18 protein-coding genes are annotated in these 21,682 nt (G+C 67.6%); 4 read left to right on the top strand and 14 right to left on the bottom strand.

Translation table 11 applies throughout. The annotated features are described in order from the left end of the window. Nucleotides 1-401: 401 nt before the first annotated feature. Nucleotides 402-2,495: a BCCT family transporter gene (locus HNR11_RS05640; RefSeq protein ID WP_179441479.1), complete on the top strand. Its 2,094-nt coding sequence runs from the start codon at nt 402-404 to the stop codon at nt 2,493-2,495. A 154-nt stretch (nt 2,496-2,649) separates the two neighbouring features. Here HNR11_RS05640 and HNR11_RS05635 read toward each other — a convergent pair whose 3' ends face one another. Beyond that, complete coding sequence (locus HNR11_RS05635) at nt 2,650-3,480, bottom strand: aldo/keto reductase (protein WP_179441478.1); 831 nt, start codon at nt 3,478-3,480, stop codon at nt 2,650-2,652. 233 nt (nt 3,481-3,713) lie between these two features. On the opposite strand from HNR11_RS05635, the gene HNR11_RS05630 reads away from it, so the two are divergent. Next, nucleotides 3,714-4,376 (top strand): hypothetical protein, encoded by a 663-nt coding sequence (locus tag HNR11_RS05630; RefSeq protein WP_179441477.1) that lies wholly within the window; start codon nt 3,714-3,716, stop codon nt 4,374-4,376. 34 nt (nt 4,377-4,410) lie between these two features. Here the strand turns inward: HNR11_RS05630 and HNR11_RS05625 are convergent, their stop codons facing one another. Genes HNR11_RS05625 through HNR11_RS05605 form a run of 5 tightly spaced genes read right to left on the bottom strand, consistent with a single transcriptional unit; the run spans nt 4,411 to nt 9,134 of the window. Next, entirely contained in the window at nt 4,411-5,205 is a 795-nt protein-coding gene (locus tag HNR11_RS05625; protein WP_179441476.1) for a LytR/AlgR family response regulator transcription factor, read from the bottom strand. 42 nt (nt 5,206-5,247) lie between these two features. Beyond that, nucleotides 5,248-6,573 carry a histidine kinase gene (locus HNR11_RS05620; RefSeq protein ID WP_179441475.1) on the bottom strand — a complete coding sequence of 442 codons (1,326 nt, stop codon included), beginning with the start codon at nt 6,571-6,573 and terminating at the stop codon, nt 5,248-5,250. Beyond that, the gene (locus HNR11_RS05615; protein ID WP_179441474.1) at nt 6,563-8,245 is read right to left on the bottom strand and encodes a sodium/solute symporter; all 1,683 of its coding nucleotides are present in this window, start codon (nt 8,243-8,245) and stop codon (nt 6,563-6,565) included. Before HNR11_RS05615 ends, HNR11_RS05620 begins: the two co-directional genes overlap by 11 nt. After that, nucleotides 8,242-8,667 (bottom strand): hypothetical protein, encoded by a 426-nt coding sequence (locus HNR11_RS05610; protein WP_343050598.1) that lies wholly within the window; start codon nt 8,665-8,667, stop codon nt 8,242-8,244. The genes HNR11_RS05615 and HNR11_RS05610 overlap by 4 nt, the downstream gene beginning before the upstream one ends. Next, nucleotides 8,652-9,134 carry a hypothetical protein gene (locus HNR11_RS05605; protein WP_058888034.1) on the bottom strand — a complete coding sequence of 161 codons (483 nt, stop codon included), beginning with the start codon at nt 9,132-9,134 and terminating at the stop codon, nt 8,652-8,654. The genes HNR11_RS05610 and HNR11_RS05605 overlap by 16 nt, the downstream gene beginning before the upstream one ends. Before the next feature lie 276 nt (nt 9,135-9,410). On the opposite strand from HNR11_RS05605, the gene HNR11_RS05600 reads away from it, so the two are divergent. Beyond that, on the top strand, nt 9,411-9,737 hold the full coding sequence (locus tag HNR11_RS05600; protein WP_083504672.1) for a DUF4212 domain-containing protein: 327 nt from the start codon (nt 9,411-9,413) through the stop codon (nt 9,735-9,737). After that, a complete protein-coding gene (locus tag HNR11_RS05595) occupies nt 9,734-11,410 on the top strand; it encodes a VC_2705 family sodium/solute symporter (protein WP_179441473.1) in 1,677 nt (558 codons plus the stop codon). Before HNR11_RS05600 ends, HNR11_RS05595 begins: the two co-directional genes overlap by 4 nt. A gap of 120 nt (nt 11,411-11,530) precedes the next feature. On the opposite strand, the gene HNR11_RS05590 is transcribed toward HNR11_RS05595, so the two are convergent. The 8 genes from HNR11_RS05590 to HNR11_RS05555 all read right to left on the bottom strand — a co-directional run bounded on the left by HNR11_RS05590 (nt 11,531) and on the right by HNR11_RS05555 (nt 21,612). Then, nucleotides 11,531-12,373: an NAD-dependent epimerase/dehydratase family protein gene (locus HNR11_RS05590; protein ID WP_179441472.1), complete on the bottom strand. Its 843-nt coding sequence runs from the start codon at nt 12,371-12,373 to the stop codon at nt 11,531-11,533. Nucleotides 12,374-12,453: 80 nt separating this feature from the next. Continuing rightward, nucleotides 12,454-12,948 (bottom strand): CBS domain-containing protein, encoded by a 495-nt coding sequence (locus HNR11_RS05585; RefSeq protein WP_179441471.1) that lies wholly within the window; start codon nt 12,946-12,948, stop codon nt 12,454-12,456. A 99-nt stretch (nt 12,949-13,047) separates the two neighbouring features. Then, complete coding sequence (locus HNR11_RS05580; protein WP_179441470.1) at nt 13,048-14,349, bottom strand: ABC transporter permease subunit; 1,302 nt, start codon at nt 14,347-14,349, stop codon at nt 13,048-13,050. Continuing rightward, nucleotides 14,346-15,746 (bottom strand): ABC transporter permease, encoded by a 1,401-nt coding sequence (locus HNR11_RS05575; protein ID WP_179442875.1) that lies wholly within the window; start codon nt 15,744-15,746, stop codon nt 14,346-14,348. The genes HNR11_RS05580 and HNR11_RS05575 overlap by 4 nt, the downstream gene beginning before the upstream one ends. 23 nt (nt 15,747-15,769) lie before the next feature. Further along, nucleotides 15,770-17,359, bottom strand: coding sequence for an ABC transporter ATP-binding protein (locus HNR11_RS05570; protein ID WP_179441469.1), 1,590 nt, complete (start codon nt 17,357-17,359; stop codon nt 15,770-15,772). Nucleotides 17,360-17,403: 44 nt separating this feature from the next. Beyond that, nucleotides 17,404-18,489: a BMP family lipoprotein gene (locus HNR11_RS05565; RefSeq protein WP_179441468.1), complete on the bottom strand. Its 1,086-nt coding sequence runs from the start codon at nt 18,487-18,489 to the stop codon at nt 17,404-17,406. A gap of 145 nt (nt 18,490-18,634) precedes the next feature. Further along, nucleotides 18,635-20,002 (bottom strand): MFS transporter, encoded by a 1,368-nt coding sequence (locus HNR11_RS05560; protein WP_343050596.1) that lies wholly within the window; start codon nt 20,000-20,002, stop codon nt 18,635-18,637. A 29-nt stretch (nt 20,003-20,031) separates the two neighbouring features. Further along, nucleotides 20,032-21,612, bottom strand: coding sequence for a hypothetical protein (locus HNR11_RS05555; RefSeq protein WP_179441467.1), 1,581 nt, complete (start codon nt 21,610-21,612; stop codon nt 20,032-20,034). Nucleotides 21,613-21,682: the final 70 nt, after the last annotated feature.

Raw genomic sequence — 21,682 nt, 5'->3', positions numbered from 1 at the left:
GGCATGCGATACACCGTAATGCCGCTCCATGCCCGTGCCAACCTCAGAATGGGACTTGGGGAAACAGTTACCAAGGCGTAATAGTCCGGCAGACCGTGCAGCGCCACTCGCCCGGACCTCGGAACGGGCACCATAGCGGCGTCATCTGGGCTGCAGCAGTTGCATTATAAGTCCATCGGGTGTGTAAATAGTAGACAGACACCTTGTGATTCTCGAGGGTCGAGACACTTCTGACGACGACGCGGGCCCCTGCCAGTGTCGCGATGCGATGGCGCACCAGCCCACCGCAGCGACCACGGAGTCGGCGTCGTCTTTTGCGTGTCTAGAGCAAAGAGATCACTGCGCACTGACTTACCTTGCACTTCACCAGAGAACACTCTCACCTGACTGAGGAGGACTTCATGGCTTCGCAACCCGAAGCTCGACTACGGGACTGGTCGCCAGCCGATGCCTGGCGCGGCCTGAACAAGCCCGTATTCATCCCGGCGGTGCTCATCATCGTCATCGGCCTGATCTTTGCCACCATCTGGGGCTCAGCCAACGGTGCCGATGCCTTTGAGACGCTCAACGCCACCATCGTGGACACGATCGGCTGGTGGTACGTCCTGATCGCCACCGGGTTCGTCGTCTTCGCCCTCTGGGCCGGCCTGTCCAAGGTGGGCAACATCCGGCTGGGCCGCGACGACGAGAAGCCTGAGTTCTCCCTGGGCTCCTGGTTCACCATGCTCTTCGCCGCCGGCATGGGCATCGGACTCGTCTTCTGGGGCGTGGCCGAGCCGCTGTGGCACTTCATCGCTCCCCCGGACGTCACCGGCGCCGTCGGCACCGACGCCGCCGGCGAGGTCGTGACCGCCGGGGATTCGGCGGCCATGGGCACCGCCATGGGCCAGTCGATCTTCCACTGGGGCTTGCACGCCTGGGCCATCTACGTGGTTGTCGGGCTGGGCCTGGCCTACATGACCTTCCGCCGCGGACGTCCGCTCTCGGTCCGCTGGCTCTTGGAACCGATCTTCGGTCGCAAGCTGATCGAATCCTGGGTCGGGCACGTGATCGACGTGGTCGCCATCGTGGGCACGGTCTTCGGCATCGTGACCTCCCTGGGCATCGGCACGCAGCAGATCGCGGCCGGCCTGGGCTTCATGGGCTGGATCGAGGATCCTGCCAACACCGTCCTGCTGACCGTGATCATCGTGGTCATCATGGCGATCGCCACCTTCTCGGTGATCACGGGAGTGAACAAGGGCCTGAAGTGGCTCTCGAACTTCAACATGGTCATGGCCGCGATCCTGGCCCTGTTCGTGCTCGCCGCAGGGCCCACGCTGTTCCTGCTCCAGGCCTTTGTGGGGAACCTCGGCGAGTACCTGATGGCCTTCCCGCAGCTGATGTTCGAGACCAGCGCCAACTACGTGGGCGGCGAGGATGCCGGATGGTCCGGAGACTGGACCATCTATTACTGGGGCTGGTGGATGAGCTGGTCCCCGTTCGTGGGCATGTTCATCGCGCGGATCTCCCGCGGGCGCACCATCCGCCAGTTCGTCATGGGCGTGCTGCTGGCGCCGACGCTGGTCAGCATCCTGTGGTTCACGATCTTCGGCTCCTCCGGCATCTACTACCAGATGACCGAGGGCGTGATGGTCCAGGACGGCAACGTCGACACCGTCGGCGCCACCTTCTCCCTGCTCGAGCAGCTCCCGCTGGCCTCGATCACCGCAGTGGTGGCGATCCTGGTGATCGCGATCTTCTTCATCACCTCGGGAGACTCCGGATCACTGGTCACCGACGTGCTCTCCTACGGCGGGCGCACCGACACCCCGAAGCTCACCCGGGTGTTCTGGACCATCTTCATCGCGATCACCGCGATCGTGCTGCTGGCAGCCGGGGGCGAGGCCGCGGATGCGGCGCTGCGCGTGCTGCAGGTGACCTCCATCGCCGCGGCGGCTCCGCTGTCCATCGTGATGGTGCTCGCCGTGATCGCGCAGATCCGCATGTTCACCTACGAGACGCAGACCATGCCGCGCTATGTGCGGATCCGTCCCACGGCGAGCAAGACGGCGCTGGTGGACACAGCGCGCCACGGCGTCGAGGGAGACTCGACCCGGGAGGTCCACCGGAACCTCCGCTCCATGGTCACCGGCCAGCGCGCCGCCCTGAAGGGCTTCTTCGGCAGCACCTCGGCGACGCTCTCCGGACTGGAGAAGCCCGCCTCGAAGCAGGCGGACGCCCCGGATGAGTTCTCCGCTGATGACATGGTCTTCGCGATCCAGGACGTGCCGGCCCACTCCACCGTGGTCAACCCGGACACGGGCACCATCGGCTGGGATGAGGACGTGGCGTACCACGACCCGATCGCCGACCAGGTGTTCGAGACCCCGGAGTTCGCTGAGTCCGCCACGGGTCAGCAGTGGGAGTCTGAGCAGATCTACGAGGAGGCCGTGGGGAACGGCGAGTCCGAGTCGACTCCGGGGACCACCCCGGAGGAGAACTCGAAGCGCTGATTGCGCGCGGTCTGACCCATAGAACGAGCGGGACCCCAGTTCTTGATGAACTGGGGTCCCGCTCGTCTGTTCTGGGTGAACCAGCTGTCGCCTACCGGCCGCTTGGGTGACCGTGGCCTGCTCGGCCGGGGCTCTGCCGGGAGCCGGTTCGGGTTCAGGAGGGGTTGAACTCGCCCGGGTTCGGACCGGTCCGCCCGTCGCGCTCCAGCCCGTCGATGGCCGAGAGCTCCTCTTCACTGAGCTCGAAGCCGAACACGTCGAAGTTCGACGCGATGCGTTCCGGAGTCACAGACTTCGGGAACAGGATCCGGCCGCGCTGCAGGTGCCAGCGGATGACCACCTGCGCCGGGGAGACGCCATGGGCTTCGGCGGCTGCCTTGACCGGCTCATCCTCGAAGACCGCGCCCTGGGCCAGCGGGCTCCAGGCCTGGGTCTTGATGCCGTGGCGCTCGTTGGCCTCCTGGATCTCGCGCTGCTGCAGCGCCGGGTGGATCTCCACCTGGTTGATCGCCGGCACGACGGTGCCAGCCTCGACAACCCGGTCAAGGTGCTCGGGGAGGAAGTTCGAGACGCCGATGCTGCGGATCAGACCCTCGGCCTGCATCTCTTCCATGGCCTTCCATGCGTCGAGGTAGGCCTCATCCGCAGGGGATGGCCAGTGGATCAGGTAGAGATCCACGTAGTCCACGCCGAGCTTCTCCAGTGACGTGCGCAGCGCCTGCTTGGTGTTTCCGGCCTTGAAGTCATTGACCCACACCTTGGTGGTGATGAAGAGCTCCTCGCGGGGAACGCCGGAGGCTGCGATGGCCCGTCCCACGCCTTCTTCGTTGCCGTAGACGGCGGCGTTGTCGAGATGCCGGTACCCGACCTTCAGCGCTTCGGCGACCACCTTCTCGGCGTCCTCCGCCGGAACCTGCCAGACCCCGAAGCCGAGCTGCGGGATGGTAGCACCATCGTTGAGTGTGATTGTGGGAACAGTAGCCATCGGCGACCTCTCTCATCCTGCGGACATGTCCGAGGGCAGCTTCGCCCTCGTGTTGTGTGAACCACGCAACTGTCAGGATCATTCCATGAGGTTGCCCCTCGTCCCACGCGACCCACCTCGAAGGCCCGCGCTGTTCTGCTCACTGGTCAGCCGATGCTGACCCGCCTAAGCTGAGGTGACAGGTTCGCATCGCTCCCGGTGCGCAGCTCGGCACCGAACACGGAGGATCCATCATGACTGCAGAGGTCACCGCATCACGACGCCGAGCCACCGGACGCACCCTGCTGATCGTCTCGGCCCTCGGCGCAGCCGGATTCGCCGGATGGTCCTTGGCCCAGCTCCAGCTCGCCTCGACCGAGACGTTTCTCTCCGACGCCTGGCACGCCTTCGGCCTGATCGTCTTCGCGGGACTCTTCGCCCTGGTCGCCTGGCGCCCGAGGGCCTATCCGGGGCTGATGGAGCTGACCATCGTGCACAGCGTCGGCATGTTCGTGCTCGCGTTCACCAATCAGGACGCCGCCGGGGCGACGGCGACCATGATCCTGCACGGGCTGCTCGCCCTGGCGCTGCTGATCGCCTACGTGGTGCTGGGCTGCGTCAAAGCCTGGGGCCGCCAGCCCGCAGCTGCTCACACCTCCCCCGGCCGGACCGGCTCCCCCGCGGCGGCCGGGAAGCCTGGCGCCAAGAAGGATTCCGCGCCAGATGCTTCGACGAAGCAGCGGCAGAGCCGGGAGTCGACCTCAGAACGCGGCCAGCGCAGCCTCGAGCGCACCCCGGAGGCTCCGGCGCAGCCCGGTGGCACGCCCAACGCCCAGCCCGGGGAGGCTTCTCCCACCAAGACTCAGCCCACTCGGCCGATCTCGCAGGAGCTTCCGGAAGACCGCCCGCGGCGCTGAGCCGGCCCAGCCCTCTCCGGTCGGCCGGCACCGATCACACCCCGAGGCGCCTGCGAAGCTCGGGGGCGTGTCTGCGTGAGACCTCGACCCGGCTGCGCTGGCGGTCGTTGAGCACCAGCACCAGAGCACCCCGGAAGTCGGGCACCAGCTCCCGGACGTAGCGCAGATTCACCAGATATGAGCGGTGCACGCGGAAGAAGTGGCCCTGGAGCCGTCGTTCGAGCTCGTTGAGCGAGAAGGACACCAGCACCCGATCCTCGGTGAGCTTCAGCGAGGCGTATCCCCGCGCCGCCACCGCGTAGACGATCGCGTCCCCGTCCACCAGCACCGTCCGGCCGTCTCTCTGCACCGGGATGCGCACCAGCTGCTGGGTTCCCTGCGGGGCCGGGGTAGCCGGACCCGGCGCTGCGGGGGCCGCCGTCGCCGCGGCGGAGGGGGAGGCGGCACCTTCGGCTCCGGCGAGCGCCCGCTGCACGGATCGCTGCAGCCGCTCGGCGGAGAACGGCTTGACCAGATAGTCCGCCGCAGAGAGATCGAAGGCCTCCACTGCGTGATCCGGGTAGGCGGTGGTGAAGATGACCTGAGGCCTGCGCGACCCGGCGGGGGCCTCGGCGGCGTGCAGCTGCTGCGCGACCTGAAGCCCGGTGAGCCCCGGCATCCGGATGTCCAGAAACACCAGGTCATAGGCCAGGGAGTTCAGAAGCAGCAGCGCCTCCTCGCCATTGGTGGCCTCTCCGACCACCTGGACACCTCCGATCTCCTCGAGCAGGAATCGCAGCTCCTCGCGCGCAGGGGCTTCGTCGTCCACGATCAGAGCCCGGGGGTGCATTCGCCCAGTATAGAGCCAATATTCAGGTGACTGTGATGCTGATCACCGCAGCGGTATCTGCAGCTCCACCACGGTGCCTCCGGTGCGCGGAGTGGAGATGGCCAGCTCATAGCGGTCGCCGAAGAGCGAGTTCAGCCGTTCGGTGATGTTCTGCAGCCCGACCCCGGCGTGGTTCGGGTCTTCCGGAGGCGCCTCGCCGCCGCCCAGACGACCGGCGCCGTCGGCCATCTGCGCCAGCACCTCTGAGGCCATCCCGACGCCGTCGTCGCTGACCCGGATGCTGGTGGTGCGGGCCAGCGGATCCACTCTGGCCCGCAGGTGCACGGTCCCGCCCGCAGGTTTGCCCGCGATGCCGTGCTTGACCGCGTTCTCCACCAGCGGCTGGATCATCAGCACCGGCACCCGGGTGGTGAGCACCTGGGGGTCGATGTCGTAGCGGACCTTCAGCCGGTCTCCGAACCGCGCCTGCTCCAGCGAGACATAGGTGCGCACGAAGTAGTACTCCTGCGCGAACTCGGCGTAGTGCCCCTCCTGGCGCACCGCGTAGCGGAAGAACTCGGAGAGTCGCAGCAGCAGCTCGCGGGCCTCATCGGGCCGGGTGCGAGCCTTCGAGGCGATGGTGTTGAGGATGTTGAACAGGAAGTGCGGGTTGATCTGGGCGCGCAGCGCGTTGAGCCGCGCGTCGGTGGCGAGCTGCTTCTCCCGGTCCAGCTCCGCGAGCTCCAGGTGCAGAGAGAGCATCGCGGCCATGTCCTCGACCAGCTGACGCGGCGGGATCTCGGCCTCGGCCTGGTAGACCCCGAGGGTCCCGATCACCCGGGCCCCCACACGCAGCGGCACGATCACCGCCGAGGTGACCTCGCAGTCGGGCTTCCGGCAGCCCACCCCGGCACGGTCGCGGACCACCTGGGTCTTGCCCTTGGCGATCGTGCGGGGGGCCGCAGAGGTCTGCATCTGGGCACCCTCGCGATGATGATCGGCACCGGGTCCCACATAGGCCAGGATCTGCTCGCGGTCGGTGATCGAGACCGCGTCCCCGGAGAGCATCGGGCGCAGCAGCTCACAGGTGCGCCGGGCGGCCTCCGGGGTGAGCCCTGCGCGCAGCGGCATCGAGCGACCCGCGGCGGCGAGGTTGCGCACCCCGCGGCTGACCTCGACCTCCCGCGGCGAGACCGGCCGCTGACGACGCCGACCGGAAGCCCCGCGCAGCGCCGAGGGGTAGCCCAGCACCGCTGCCACCGTGAGCCCGAGCCCGAGCCCCAGAGTGGGCAGCATCGGCAGCGCCGGGTCGGCGAAGACCTGGGTGCCGAGATAGACCAGCACCCAGATCAGCGTCACCCCGGCCGCCAGCATCGCGCTACCTCGCATCCACGCCTCCTCGGGTCAGTCGGGCCATACGCTCGGCACGGCGGTCCGCGGCTGTTCCATGCATCCGCACCCAGTGCGCCTGCACCCCGTCGGGGGCCCTGGTGCGCAGCGAGACCAGCACCACCACCGCCACGGTGATCGGGGCGACCACCAGGGTCGGCGCGGCGAGCAGCTCCCGCAGCCAGTCGGTGGTGATCAGACCGGCGGTCATGAACATAGACACCGAGAGCACCGCCCCGGTGAGCAGCCCGGCCAGGGAGCCTGCCGCGGTCGTGCGGTGCCACCAGATGGCCAGCACCAGCACCGGTGTCAGCGCTGACCCAGCCACCGCGAAGGCCCAGGTCACCATGGTCGCCACCAGCGAGGGCATGGCCGGGGCGAACGCCTCGGGACGCAGCGCGATGGCCAGTCCCGCCGCGAGCGCGGCACCCAGGAGGGTGGTGATCCGCCCGGCCCACACCGCCTGGCGCTGCGTGGCGCGCGGGTTGATGTGGCGCTCATACACGTCATGGCCCCAGGTCGCCGCCGAGGCCAGCAGCAGCCCCGCCACGGTGGACATCGCAGCGATCAGTGCGGCGGCAGCGATCAGCCCCAGCCCGGTCTGCTCGCCGTAGATCCGGCCGAGCACCGGCAGCGCGTGCTCCGGAGTATGCAGCACCCCGTTGACGGTGAGCTCCTGCAGCCAGGGCCTGCCCGTGACCGCTTCGGGGATGATGTCCCGGGCGGCGGTGCCCAACATGATCGCCATCGAGTAGAACGCACCGATGAGCACCAGCACCCAGACGGTCGTGGTGCGGGCGGCCTTCCCGGTGGGTGAGGTGAAGTAGCGGTTCATCACATGCGGCAGCCCGGCCGTGCCCAGACCCAGGGTGACCACCAGCGCGACCTGGCCCAGCGGCCCGTACCGGGCGCCGGGCTCACCGAAGAGCGCCGGCTCCCCCGGGTGCATGTGGTTGGTCTCCTCGGTGAGCGCCCATTCCTGCCCGTCGGCGCCGAGGGTGGGGTTCGCCAGCGGCGCCTCGCTCAGGGACTGCACCGCCTCCCCGTAGCGGAAGCCATCGGCGGTGACCACCACGGCGAGCCAGACCAGCGCGGCGAAGAGCAGCAGAAACTGCACCGCCTGGTTCCAGGTGGTCCCGCGCATCCCACCGAAGGCGACGACGACGGCGACCACCGCCGTGGAGAGCAGCACCCCGGTCGCGTACGGAGAGAGCCCCAGCAGGCCCTGGCCGACCAGCAGCTCCCAGGTGATCCCGCCACCCACCGACTGCGGGACGAGGTAGGCGAGGATGACAAGCTGGACCACCCCCACCGAGGCCAGCCGGACCGGGTCCGAATCCATTCGCCGGCCCAGGAAGTCGGCGAGCGAGAACTCCCCGAAACGGCGCAGCGGCGCGGCGATGAGCAGCAGCACCGGAACGAAGCCGGCGGCGAAACCCACCGCGTACCAGGCCCCATCCAGACCCGAGACGTAGACCGCGGCGGCCACGCCCAGGAATGAGGCGGCCGAAAGGTAGTCTCCGCAGATCGCCCAGGAGTTGGTCATCACGCCCACGCGCTGGCCGGCCAGGTAGAAGTCCACCGTGGAGGGCCCGCGGGGGCGGCTGATGAAGGATACCCCGAGCACGATGATCAGTACGGCGGCCAGGGTCACCACCGCGGTCGAGGTCATCGGGGTGCCTCTCCGCTGCCCGCGGAGGCGCCGGCGTCGTCGTCGGGGTGCTGCTGACCACCCAGCATCCGTGATTCCACCGAGGCGCTGAGTCGCGCCGCAGCGATCCCGATCACCGCGAAGGCCAGGTAGAGGCCGCCGGCCGCGGCGACGAAGCCGGGGCTGAGCTCCCCCAGAACCCGCGCCCCGGTCCACCACTGCAGCGTGATGGTCAGCACCGGAAACGCGGCGACCAGGACCAGGAAGACCAAGAAGTAGGCGATGGCGATGCCGCGCTGGGCCCGGAAGGCCGCGTCGACCTCGGCGGGGGTGTCTCGGACCTCGGTGTCAGCGGCGGCCTCGGCGGGCAGGTCCTCCGGCGAGGGTGGCGAGGAAGTCGGTCCGATCACCTCGGTGGGACGCCCGTTCAGGCGGGGAGCCACGTCCGGTACATGTTCCAGGCGGACTTCAGCAGCACCACGGCGCCGCCGCCGGCAAGCACGAGACCCATCCCTGGCAGCAGCCCGCCCCAGGCGCCGGAGCTCGCGGAGAAGGCGAGGATGTTCCAGGCCTGCAGCACCACGATCCCCGCGACCAGCAGACCAGGGATCATGGCGTGGGCGATGGCCAGCCTGCGGCGGGGCACGAATCCGCCGGCGAAGGCCAAGAAGCCCACGGCAAGGGTCAGCACCCCTGGTCCATCCGTGCCGCGCAGCGCGTAGGTCTCCCCGGTGACCTGCTCCATGAAGGGCAGATAGACCCAGGGCAGGAAGGCCGAGACGATCAGCATCAGTCCACCCAGGATCATCGCCTTGCTGCCGGGGTGGAAGACCCCCCAGCCGGTGGCGCTGCCAGCCTTCAGGCGGGCCGTGATCCCGCCGTAGAGGCCCTTGTCTGCTGTCGTGGTCATGTCGCCATCTTAGGTGTGATCCATGACACAGGCGAAGTCTGAAGCTGAGAACCCCTTCAAGCGGTGGATCCCCGGCCCCGAGCGGTGGATTCTGCGCGCTGAACGGTCCACCGAACCGACTCACCCGCTCAGCGGCGGATTCCCGCCGCTGGCAAACACAGATGCACCGCTGGTCATCCAACCCCTTGTGATCTGTCTCACATTTTGGCTGGCTTAGGTCAGCTCCTGCGCACCCGCGCGGGCGAATCACTCGCATACGAAAGAAGGGAGCCTGACATGTCCGATGTGGCACATGAGGGCATCTCCGGCGGTCCGCCAGAGGCGGAGGACATCAGCTGGCGCAAGCGCTACTGGAAAAAGAACCTCCGGCTGATGATCACGCTGCTGGCCATATGGTTCACCGTCTCCTTCGGCTTCGGCATTCTGCTGATCGAGCCGCTGAACAACATCGTGATCCTGGGCTTCCCGCTGGGCCTGTGGTTCGCCCAGCAGGGCTCCATCTACGTCTTCGTCATCCTGATTCTGGTCTACGCGCTGTGGATGGACCGGATCGACGACGAGTTCGGGGTGGCCGAGCGCAATGAAGAGGGTGGCTACAAGTGACTGAGACCCAGTTCTGGACGTTCTTCTTCATCATCCTGACCTTCGGGATCTACATCATCATCGCCTGGCGCTCCCGGGTGAAGGAGACCAAGGAGTTCTACGTCGCCTCTCAGGGGGTCCCGACACTCGCCAACGGCGCGGCAGTCGCGGCCGACTGGATGAGCGCGGCCAGCTTCATCGGCATGGCAGGGCTCATCGCCTTCCTGGGCTCTGACGGCTCGGTCTACCTGATGGGCTGGACCGGCGGCTACGTGCTGCTGGCCCTGCTGCTGGCGCCCTACCTGCGCAAATGGGGCAAGTTCACGGTGCCGGAGTTCGTGGGCGATCGGTACTCCGAGTCGGTGCGCATCGTGGCGGCCATCGCCGCCATCGTGGTCTCCTTCACCTACGTGGTCGGTCAGATGGCCGGCGGCGGCATCGTGTTCAGCCGGTTCCTGAACCTCTCGGTGGAGTGGGGCGTGGTGCTGGTCGCCGTCGTCATCTTCGTCTACGCCGTGCTCGGCGGGATGAAGGGGATCACCTACACCCAGGTGGCGCAGTACACCGTGCTGATCATCGCCTACCTGATTCCGGCCTTCGCCGTGGCCTACCAGACCACGGGGATCCCGGTTCCGCAGATCTCCTACGGACAGATCCTCACGGAGCTGGACTCGCTCAGCGTGGAGTTCGGCCTCAACGAGTTCACCGAGGCGTTCTCCGGTCGGGCCGGCGGCCAGATCGACGTGTTCCTGGTGACGCTCTCGCTGATGCTGGGCACAGCGGGGCTGCCGCATGTGATCATCCGGTTCTACACCACCAAGACGGTCCGCGGCGCACGCTACTCGGCTTTCTGGGCGCTGTTCTTCATCTCGCTGCTCTACCTCACCGCCCCTGCGGTGGGGGCCTTCACCAAGCTGAACCTGCTCCAGGGCGTGCAGGGCCAGGGCCCGGACTCGCTGCCGGATTGGATCAACACCTGGGGCGCGACCGGTCTGGTGACGGTGAACGAGGACGCCGAGTCGATCCAGACCGTCTCCAACCTCGCCACCTCCGGGGCGGATCTGATCGTGAACAACGACATCCTGGTCCTGGCCTCCCCCGAGATCGGCGGACTGCCGGCCCCGATCGTGGGACTGATGGCCGCCGGCGGCATGGCGGCCGCCATGTCCACCGCGGCGGGCCTGCTGCTGGTCATCTCCTCGGCCGCCTCGCATGACCTCTACTTCCGGGTCTTCAAGAAGAACGGCGCCTCCGAGAAGGAGCAGATGATGGTCGGTCGCATCGCGATGGGCGTGGCCATCCTCTTCGCCATCTGGGCCGGCATCAACCCACCGGCCTTCGTGGCCCAGGTGGTCGCGTTCGCCTTCGGACTGGCGGCGGCGAGCTTCTTCCCGATCCTGATCCTGGGGATCTTCTGGAAGAAGGCCAACGGCCCCGGCGCCACGGCAGGCATGCTGACCGGTCTGGCGTTCACCGGCACCTACATGATCTACACGCTGGAGGTCTTCGGCACCAGCGCGAACGAACACATCCTCAACGTCTCCCCCGAGGGCATCGGCGCGGTCGGCGCGGCAGTGAACTTCGTGGTCACCATCGTGGTCTCGAAGCTGACGGCACCGCCCAGCGCCGCGGTCCAGGAGATGGTCGAAGATATCCGGTACCCGCAGACCCGAAAGGCGGCAGTGCGTTCCTGATCCTGGCTGCGGCCCAGGCCGCAGCCAGATCGAGCAGAGGCCCCCGCTCCAACGCTGGAGAGGGGGCCTCTGTTCTGCGCCTGGCGCGGGGTCCCTGCTCTGCGCCCGGAGCGGGGTCCCTCAGGAATCGCGCCAGGAGTGTCTCGGCTCGTAGCCCAGCTCGCGGCGGGCCTTCTCGATGGAGAGCAGCGTGTCATTCACGCCGAGCTCTCCGCGCAGCTCGACGTCCGGGAAGACCTCTGCGACAAGGTCCGCATTGGCGCGTGACATCACCGTGTCCGCGGCGGCGATGATGTACCGCTCGAACCCGGGTCCGGCGACCTCGAGGGCGCGCTGGACGGCCTGGGCGCCGTCGCGGGCGTCGATGTAGCCCCAGAGGTTCCACTTGCGCAGCGTCGCATCGGAGTCGAAGCCCGGGAACTCGGCGTAGTCCTCGGGGTTCATCACGTTGGAGAAGCGCAGCGCGGTGATCGAGAGCTTCGGGTTCCACCGGACCAGCTCGATGGCCATCTGCTCCTCGAGATGTTTGACCAGCGAGTAAGTGGACTCGGGCCGCGCCGGGTACTGCTCGTCGACCGGGATATAGGGCGGCGGAGTCTCAAAGGGCAGCCCGAGCACGGTCTCCGAGGAGGCGTAGACGATGCGCTCTATCCCCAGCCGGGCCGCTGCCCAGAAGACGTTGAAGGTCGCGGTGATGTTGTTGTGGAAGGTGGCCGCGTCGGTCCGAATCCCAGGCGCCGGAACGGCCGCCAGGTGCACGAGCGCCTCCACACCGTCGTGCTGATCACCGACTCCGCCGAGCGCGTCGATGACCTGCCCGTAGTCGGTGAGGTCAAGCTTCACGAAACCGGGCCCGCGCGTGCCTTCCGCGTCGAATCCGATGACCTGATGCCCCGCGGCGCGCAGCTCCCGCGCGACGACGGTCCCGAGCTTCCCGGTGGATCCGGTGACTGCGATTCTCATGGCGCCTCGATTTCCTGTGCTCGAATGGTGTGCTGGGTCTCAGCCGATCCCGTGCTCAGAGTAGTCCAGATGCCACCGGCTCAGCGGGGATCGGGGCCGAGTCCCAGCGCGTCGAAGACCGAGGAGGGCTGGGTGAGGCACCAGCTGAAAACCGGGTCCGGGTAAAGGACGCCTACTGCCTCACCGGCGTCGAGCACCAGCAGCGGGTGGGCTCCGGCCCGGCGGTAACGGCTCAGCACGTCCTCGATCGAGTCCTCCGGGGACACCGGATGCGGGGCGCCGCCGAGCAGGGCGGCGCAGCGCTTCTTCTGCCAGTCCTGCGGGTGCTTCTGCGCAGCCTCGTTCAGGGACGCGGCGGTGATCAGGCCCAGCGGCTGGTGCGAGAGCCCGAGGACGACGGCGGCAGTATCAAGTCCGTGCACCAGCTCGGCGGCGTCGCGCAGCGGCGCGGTCACTGAGACCACCGACTCCACCGGCGACATGAGATCAGCGACTCGGGCGATTCCCGCGTCCTGCGGGGACACTGCGGCGGGGGGCCCGGGAGGCCGGGCGGCAAAAGGTGAGATGTGCTCCATGGGAAACCCTTGACTAGTGAACCAAGAGCCCGCTGCTTGAGCCGTTAAGAGACTATCCGGAACCTCTCCCGCGGTAAAAACGTCACCTTTGAGCTGGAGCTATTTCACATACGGAGTGCCGTTCGCCGCGGGCGGCCGAACCCTTCCGACGAAGCCGGCCACGGCGAAGATGGTGATCACATAGGGCAGCATCAGCAGCGCCTCCGAGGGCACCGGGGTCCCGATGGTAGCCAGGGTGTTGCCCAGCGAGGTGGAGAAGCCGAAGAGCAGCGCCGCCAGCAGCGCCCCGATCGGGTGCCACCGGCCCAGGATCATCGCGGCCAGCGCAATGAAGCCGGCACCTGCAGACATCTCCTTGCCGAAGGCCAGCCCCTGCCCGATGGTGAAGAACGCACCACCCAGGCCGGCGATCCCCCCGGCCAGGATCACGTTGTAGACCCGCATCCGGTTGACCTTGATGCCCACAGTGTCCGCGGCCTTGGGGTGCTCGCCCACCGCGCGGGTGCGCAGGCCCCAGCGCGAGCGGAACAGGAACACATTGAGCACCCCGACGATGAGGTACATCAGGTAGACCAGAATGGTCTGGTTGAACAGCACCGGACCGATCACCGGGATCTGTGAGAGCCCCGGGATCGGCAGCCGCGGCAGCTGCTGCCGGGCGTTCCACAGCTCGGGGTTCTGGGTCAGCACCGTGGAGAACAGGTACCCGGTCAGACCGATGATCAGCACGTTGAGCACCACACCCACGATGATCTGGTTCACCTGGTACTTCACGGAGAAGAACACCAACAGCGCACCCACCAGCGCCCCGGCGATCGGGGCGAACACCAGACCCATATAGGCGCTGGTGAACACGGAGGCCGCCACGGCGGCGAGGAACGCCCCGGCCAGCAGCTGAGCCTCGATGGCGATGTTGATCACCCCCGAACGCTCACCCACCAGCCCGCACATGGCGCCGAAGATCAGCGGCACCGAGAGGGCCAGTGCTCCGGTGAGCATGGTGACAAGCGGGATCACGGCGCCGCGATCGGCACCGGCCCAGACCAGGAAGGCGAACACGAAGAGCACCCCGAAGAGCAGCGGCAGCCACAGTCCGGTCTTCCTCCGGCGTGACGCCTGGAAGATGGCGAGCCCGGCCAGGGCGAGCAGCGCCACCGCCAGGATCCAGGCCGCTGGACGCGAGGGCAGCTCCACCAGCGGGATCTCGAAGAAGTCCCGTCCTGAGGAGAGCCGGAAATTGGTACGCGCTCCTGCCGGGGTGGTCAGTGCGAAGAACACTCCCAGCACCGCCAGCACGGCGTAGGTGATCGGGTACTTCCAGGAGATCGGCCGGACTCCGGTGGAGGGCCGCTCCGCCGGTTCGGCGTGGACGGCAGTGCTGCCAACGGTCTGTTCGCTCACTTGCCAGGCTCCTGTGGGTTGCTGCTCGATGAACCGGGGTTCGGTGCTTCAGGACCCGGCGTGTCGGTGTCGGATGCTGCGGTCCCGGGTGGGGCGCTCGGTGCGCCGGCGGTCTGCAGCTCACGCTCCGGGGTCTCGGCGGCGGCATGCTCACGGGGAGTCTTGCTGCGCGCGCGGCGACGCCCGATCCGGGGACGTCCGTCGGCATGGGGCAGGAAGAAGATCGCCCGGACCAGCGGCGGTGCGGCGATCATCAGCACGATCACAGCCTGCAGGACCAGCACGATGTCGATCGGGGTGCCGGTCTGTGCCTGCATCAGCACCCCGCCGGCACGCAGCCCGCCCAGCAGCAGACCGGCCAGGAAGGTGCCCAGCGGCTTGGAGCGGCCGAGCAGCGCGACCGTGATGGCATCGAAGCCCAGCGTGCCGGCGACTCCGCCGGCCAGCCGGTATTCGGTGCCCAGCACGTGCGCGGCGCCGCCGAGCCCGGCGAGACCACCGGCGATCACCAGCACCAGCGCGGTGGCCTTGGGCACGTTGATCCCCGCGGTGCGGGCGGCCTCCGGGTTCTCTCCGATGGCGCGGAACTCGAAGCCCAGGGTGGACCGCTCCAGGAGCCACCAGACGGCGATGGTCGCCAGGATCGCGACCAGGAAGCCGGCGTGGAGCCGGAAGCCGGGGCCCAGCAGGGAGAAGAGCTGCGCCGATTCATCCACCGAGCTCGAGAGCGGCTGGTTGGAGCCGGTCTGCTTGAACCACTGCTGCTGCAGCAGATAGGCGAGGAGGTAGATGGCGATGTTGTTGAGCATGATCGTCACGATCACCTCATTGGCGCCGGTGCGCGCCTTGAGCACACCTGCGATCCCGCCCCAGATGGCGCCGCCGAGGATGCCGCCGGCCAGTGCCAGGAGCACGTGCAGCCCCACCGGCATCGAGAGCGCGTAGCCCAGGAACCCGGCGGAGGTCGCGCCAAGGATGATCTGGCCCTGACCACCGATGTTCAGCATCCCGGAGCGGAAGCCGATCGCGATGCCCAGTCCGGCCAGGATCAGCGGCACCGAGTAGACCATGGTCTCGGTCAGCGGACGGATCGAACGTGCCACGGAGGGCGCCTGCCAGTCGAAGACGGCGCCGCGGAACAATGCGGAGTAGGCCTCGCGCAGCACCTGGAAGGAGGTCTCCAGGAAGGCGCTGGGCTGGGCGAAGAAGTAGCTGAGGCTGGCCTGGACGTCCCGGCTGGCGGCGAGGATCAGCACTGCGCCGACCACCAGGGCCACGACGACGGCGAGGACCGTCACCACCCAGGAGGTCTGACCCAGCTCGCGCAGGGCGCGCGAGAGTCGGCCTTCGGCCTCGGCCCAGGGGCTCTGCTGCTCGGGCTTCGGGGCAGGGGTCATCCCGGTCTGGGGCCCTGTTGCGCTCACTTGTTCTCCTCTGCTTCGGCCCGCTCATCGGCCTCGGCCAGCACGGTGTGGTGGGTGGCGGCCTGGGTCTGCGCCTCCTCGGCGGGCACTCCTGCCATCATCAGGCCCAGCACGTCGCGGCTGGTGCTGGCCGGGACGATGCCCACGACTCGGCCGCGGTACATCACCGCGATCCGGTCCGCCAGGTTCAGCGCCTCATCGAGCTCGGTGGAGACGATCAGGCATGGGGTCCCCTTGTCCCGCTCCTCGATGATCGTGCGGTGCACGAACTCGATCGAGCCGACGTCCAGGCCACGGGTGGGCTGGCTGGCCACAAAGAGCCGCAGGTCTCGACTCATCTCGCGGGCCAGCACGACCTTCTGCTGGTTGCCCCCAGAGAGGGTGGAGATCGGGTCGTCCACGGTGCCCATGCGCACATCGAAGCGTTCGGCCTGGGTCTGCGCAGCCTCGCGCATCACCGGAAGGCGCAGCGCGATGTTGCCGGGCCCGCCGGCATAGGGCGGTCGGTCATACATGTCCAGGGCGTAGTTCTCGGTGATGGTGAATGCGCCGATGACACCGTCGGTGCTGCGATCCTCGGGCACGAAGCCCAGTCCCGCAGCCAGGCGCTGCTTGATGCTCAGCGGAGCCAGGTCCTTGTCATCGAGCAGAATGCTGCCTGCCACCGGGCTCCGGATCCCGAGGATGGTCTGAGCCAGCTCGCTCTGTCCATTGCCGTCGACCCCGGCGATCACCAGGATCTCCCCGCGCCGCAGGGAGAGGTCCACGTCGTCCACGACGATCTTGTCTGCGCTGTTGAGCACGGTCAGTCCGCGCACCTCGAAGCTGACCTCGCCCGGATCGGCGACCTCTTTGGCAGTGGTCAGGCTGACCTCGCGGCCGACCATCAGCCCTGCCAGCTCGGTCTCGGTGGAGCGCGGCGAGGTCTCCCCCACCACGGCGCCGCGCCGGATCACGGTGATCCGATCCGCCACCGCGCGGACCTCGCGCAGCTTGTGGGTGATGAACACGATCGAGGTGCCGGAGTCCCGCAGCTGCCCCATGATGGTGATCAGCTCATCGGTCTCCTGCGGGGTCAGCACCGCGGTGGGCTCATCGAGGATCAGCACCTTCGCATCGCGAGAGAGCGCCTTGATGATCTCCACGCGCTGCTGGGCTCCCACGGGGAGGTCCTCGATGCGAGCATCGGGGTCCACATCGAAGCCGAAGCGTGCCGAGATCTCCAGCACCTTCGCGCGGGCCGCGGCCATGTCCATGATGCCCGCAGCGCGCGTGGGCTCATAGCCCAGTGCGACGGACTCGGTGACGGTGAACACCGGGATCAGCATGAAGTGCTGGTGCACCATGCCGATCCCGGCGGCCACTGCGTCACCGGGCCCGTTGAAGCTGACCTCCCGGTCATCCAGCAGGATCTCACCCTCGTCGGGGCTGTAGAGCCCGTAGATGGTGTTCATCAGGGTGGACTTCCCGGCTCCGTTCTCACCGAGCAGCGCGTGGATCTCTCCTGGCTGGACGGTGAGTGAGATCCGGTCATTGGCGGTGAAGGAGCCGAACCGTTTGGTGACCCCTCTGAGCTCAAGCTTCATCGCTGCGGTGTCGCCGATCAGTTATACGTAGGGTTATGCGGTGGTCAGGACGGGGCGTTCTCGGACTCGATGACGGTGTCGCCATCGATGATCTCCTGGCGCAGCTGCTCGATGGCATCTGCGACCTCGGAGGGCACCTCGTCCTCGAAGTCGTGGAAGGGTGCCAGGCCGACGCCCTCGTTCTCCAGGGTGCCCACGTAGGACTCGTTGCTGAAGCCGTCCTGGGTGCCTTCCTCGATGGTGGCGTAGACCGACTGGCCGATCTCCTTGAGCACGGAGGTCAGCACGATGTCTCCGAAGTCGGTGGACTCATAGCCGTCGGAGTCGACCCAGATCATCTTGGCGTCGGCCGCCTCCAGGGCGGGGCCGGCCCCGACGCCGGCGTTGCCGGCCACGGGCATGATGATGTCGGCGTCCTGGCTCAGCAGCTGCTCGGTGACCTCGCCGCCCTGGGTCTGGTCGCTGAAGTCCCCGGAGAAGGAGCCGGTCTGGCCCTCCTTGTCCCAGCCGACCAGCTCGACGTCGCCGTCGTTGTCCTCGTTGTAGCGCTCCACGCCGTCGGCGTAGCCGTCCATGAACACGGTCACCGAGGGGATCTGGATGCCGCCCCAGGTGCCGACGACGCCGGTCTCGCTCATCGCGGCGGCGACGTAGCCGGCCAGGTAGGCGGCCTCACCGGTGTTGAAGACCAGCGGCTTGGCGTTCTCGAGCTCTTCGCCCTCTTCCAAGTTGAAGTAGGAGTCGATCAGCGCGAAGTCGGTCTCCGGGTTGGCCTCGGCGGCTTCACGCAGGCCCTCTTCGAGCAGGAAGCCCACGCCGAAGACCACGTCACAGTTCTGCTGGACCATGGTGTCCACGTTGGGACCATACTCGGACTCGGCAGTGGACTGCGCGTTCGCGGAGTCGATGTTCAGCTCGTCGATGGCCATCTCCAGGCCTTCGAAGGCCGACTGGTTGAAGGAGCGGTCATCCCAGCCGCCCTCATCGGAGACCAGGCAGGCCTTGTAGTCGACCTCTTCGGAGGCGGTGCCCTCGCCGTCCTCCTCGGGGGCCTCTCCGCAGGAGGACAGGAGCAGTGCTGCGGCGGCCGTGGCGGCGATGGCGCCGCTGGTCTTGAAGGACCTCTTCATGTGGGGCTCTCCTCATGGTGCAAGAACGGCACCCATACGGGTGCCGAGAAACGAGTGATGCAGGCAATAGTACGACACATTCCTACATCAAACATTGCCCGGAAGTTTCGGGGATGTTCACCGGCGCGAGGAACCGGGACTCGGTTCAGTCGAGCTGTTTCGCGGTGGTGTCCGGGGCGAGCCTGAGCATCAGCAGCACCGCGAGCACGACGCCGATCAGACAGATGCCGAAGGCTCCGGCCAGACCGAAGGTCGGCTCCATCCAGGCGATGAACAGCAGCGGCCCCAGCCCGGCGCCGATCCGCGAGATGGTGGAGGCCCAGCCGAACCCGGAGCCGCGCAGCTCGGTGGGGTAGAGCTCGGAGACGTAGGTGTAGAGCACCGGGATCGCGATCTGGATCACCAGCCCGAAGCCGAGCAGCAGGATCAGCACAGCGGCAGGAAGGTGCATCGTGAGTCCCAGGACCACCAGCATCGCCGTGGCCGCGGGGGCGGAGATCGCCAGAAGCACGCGTCGTCCGGTGATCTCCACCAGCACCGTGGAGATCACGACCCCCAGGAGCCCGACGGCGGCCATGCCGGCGGTTCGGATGAAGGCCTGATCCTGTTCGTAGCCTGCCTCGATCAGCAGCGTGGGCATCCATTGGATCGCGATGTAGTAGACCGTCATGATCGCCAGGAAGAGCACCCAGGAGACGGTGGTGACCCGCCAGCCGTGCGCCCAGACCAGCCGCAGCTGCTCCCCCACCGCGCGGAAGCTCAGCCTCGCCGGCGCCTGGGTGGTCTCCAAGGTGTAGGCCTGCACCGGCGCCCCGGTACGGGTCACCATCGAGTCGATGACCTTGCGGGCTTCTTCCATCTGCCCCTGGCGCATGAGATACATCGGAGATTCAGGCACGAAGAGCCGCACCGCGAAGACCAGCAGTGCGGGCAGGATCATCGCCAGCAGCGGCAGCCGCCAGTCACCCCAGGTGCCGATGAGCCAGGCCGAGACGAAGCCGGCCAGCGCTGCTCCGATGGGCCACCAGCCGTCCATGGCGGTGAGCACCCGGCCGCGCTGCTTGGCCGGAGTGAACTCTCCCACCAGGGCGTAGTCCACCGGGATGCATCCACCGAGGCCGACCCCGGCCAGGAAGCGGAAGAGCACGAACCATTCCAGGCTTCCGGTCAGGGCGCCGGCCACGGTGAACAGCGAGAAGATCAGCAGCGTCCAGGCGAAGGCCTTCTTGCGTCCGATCCGGTCCGCGATGGTGCCCCACATGACAGCGCCCGCGGCCATGCCGATCAGGTTCGCCGTGCCGATCCAGGCGGCGTCGGAGGGTGTGAGGTCCCACTCCTCGGAGAGCAGCGGTATCAGGATCCCGTTGAGCGAGACGTCCCAGGCGTCGAACATGAACCCCAGCCCACCGATGAGGAAGATCCGGCCCTGGGTGTTCCACCGCCAGGGCAGACTCTGCAGGACCGATTCACCGGTGGGCAGCGCCGTCGAGGTGTTCGCAGTGTTGTGATGCACGAAGCGAGTGTAAGCCCGCGGTGCGCGACTTACTCCCAGATGACCTCAAGCTCATCGGCCGTCATGTCCACCAACGGGGTGCCCAAGGTGCCCGGTTCCCCGAAATAGAGCTCGTAGAGACTGGTCACGCCGTCTTCTTCGGCTTCGTATTCCACATCGACCCGACCCGTGAAGTACTCGGCACCGACCAGCGTGGGAGTGCTGTAGTTCGGCTGCGGGGTCAGCCGCTGGAGCGCCTGATCCGTCTCGGCCGGCAGCGAGCGCGAGATGCTTCCCTCCACCACGGTGGCTCCGGAGACGTCTTCGGGCATATCCAACCCGCAGCCGGCTTCCAGATCGGTGGAGGCCACACATTCCTCGACATCGCTGAGGATCAGCTCTCGCCAGGTCTCGGTCGCCTCCTCGGTGAGGCCCACGTCGAGGGTGCCGGCACTGGCGTAGGTCTCGGTCACCTCGAGAAGACCGTCGCCGTCGATGGTGAAGTTCTCATCGTCGATGGCCAGTTCATACATCAGGCCCAGGAACACGGTGGCCTCCGAGCCGGAGACCGGCTCGCCGTTGACCGTGGTCTCCAGGTCACCGAAGTCGGGCTGCATGATCTCGGCGGCGCCGTCGACCTCCCAGGAATCGGTGTCGGTGTTCTGGTAGGTGTAGATCCGCTTGGTCACCCCGGCGTCACCGAGGGTGTAGCTGACCTGGACCTGATGGGAGAACGAGAGCTCCTCGGTGGTCTCTTCCTCGGTAACCTCCAGATCCGTGATCGGAGCCAGCTCCAGCGAGGTCGCGAGGACCTCATCGGTGAGCAGCGTGGTGTCGCCTGCGTCGTAGACCAGCGAGCTTGCTGCCTCGGCGTCGCCCTCGGCGAGCGCGGTGAAGTAGGACTCGACTGCGGAGTAGGGAGTCTCGGCGTCGGTGGCGACGCTGCCAGAGTCCTCAGACTCACCCGCTTCACCGGAGTCACCGGCCGCTTCGGTCTCCCCGGCCCGGTCATCGGCCTGGGCGTCGCCGCCGCCGGTGAGCATCACGATCAGCGCCACGATGGTGCCCAGGACGACGACGCCTGCCGCGATCAATCCCCACATCAGGCCCTTCCCGGGCCCCTTGCCTCCGCTGCTGGGCCCACCCGGTCCCTGCGGGTACATCGGCCCGCCCGGGCCGCCGGGAGAGCTGGGCCCACCGGGACCCTGCGGTCCGTGCTGGTCGTGACCTGGCTGGCCGTAGCCGTGCTGGCCCTGGTTGCCGTAGCCGGGCTGATCGAACCCATGCTGGCCCTGCTGGGCATAGCCGGGCTGGCCCTGGTTCCCGTAGCCGGGCTGATCGAACCCATGCTGGCCCTGCTGGGCATAACCGGGCTGGGCATAGCCAGGCTGCTCGAAACCGTGCTGCTCATACCCGGGCTGCCCCTGCTGGTACTGACCGTGCTGGCCGTACCCGGATTGTTCGAACTGCCCCTGCTGGTATTGGCCGTGCTGGTCTGGCTGGCCGAAGCTCGGCTGGCCCTGCTCGTGGTGGTGACCGGGCTGGGCGGCCTGGTCCCGCTGCTCTTCGCCGCTCGGTGTGAAGCCGTCCTGCTCTGGTTCCCGGCCAGAGTTCGGCTGCTGATCTGTCATGGTGCGCCCCTTGATGCGGCCAGCGCGAGCTGGCTCGTGACTGGTTTCTTACCCCGGAGCCCCCCGGGCC

Source organism: Nesterenkonia sandarakina (genome assembly GCF_013410215.1).
Taxonomy (GTDB): Bacteria; Actinomycetota; Actinomycetes; order Actinomycetales; family Micrococcaceae; genus Nesterenkonia; species Nesterenkonia sandarakina.
The sequence above is the reverse complement of the archived record's forward strand: the minus strand, read 5'-3'. Positions and strand labels throughout refer to the sequence as shown.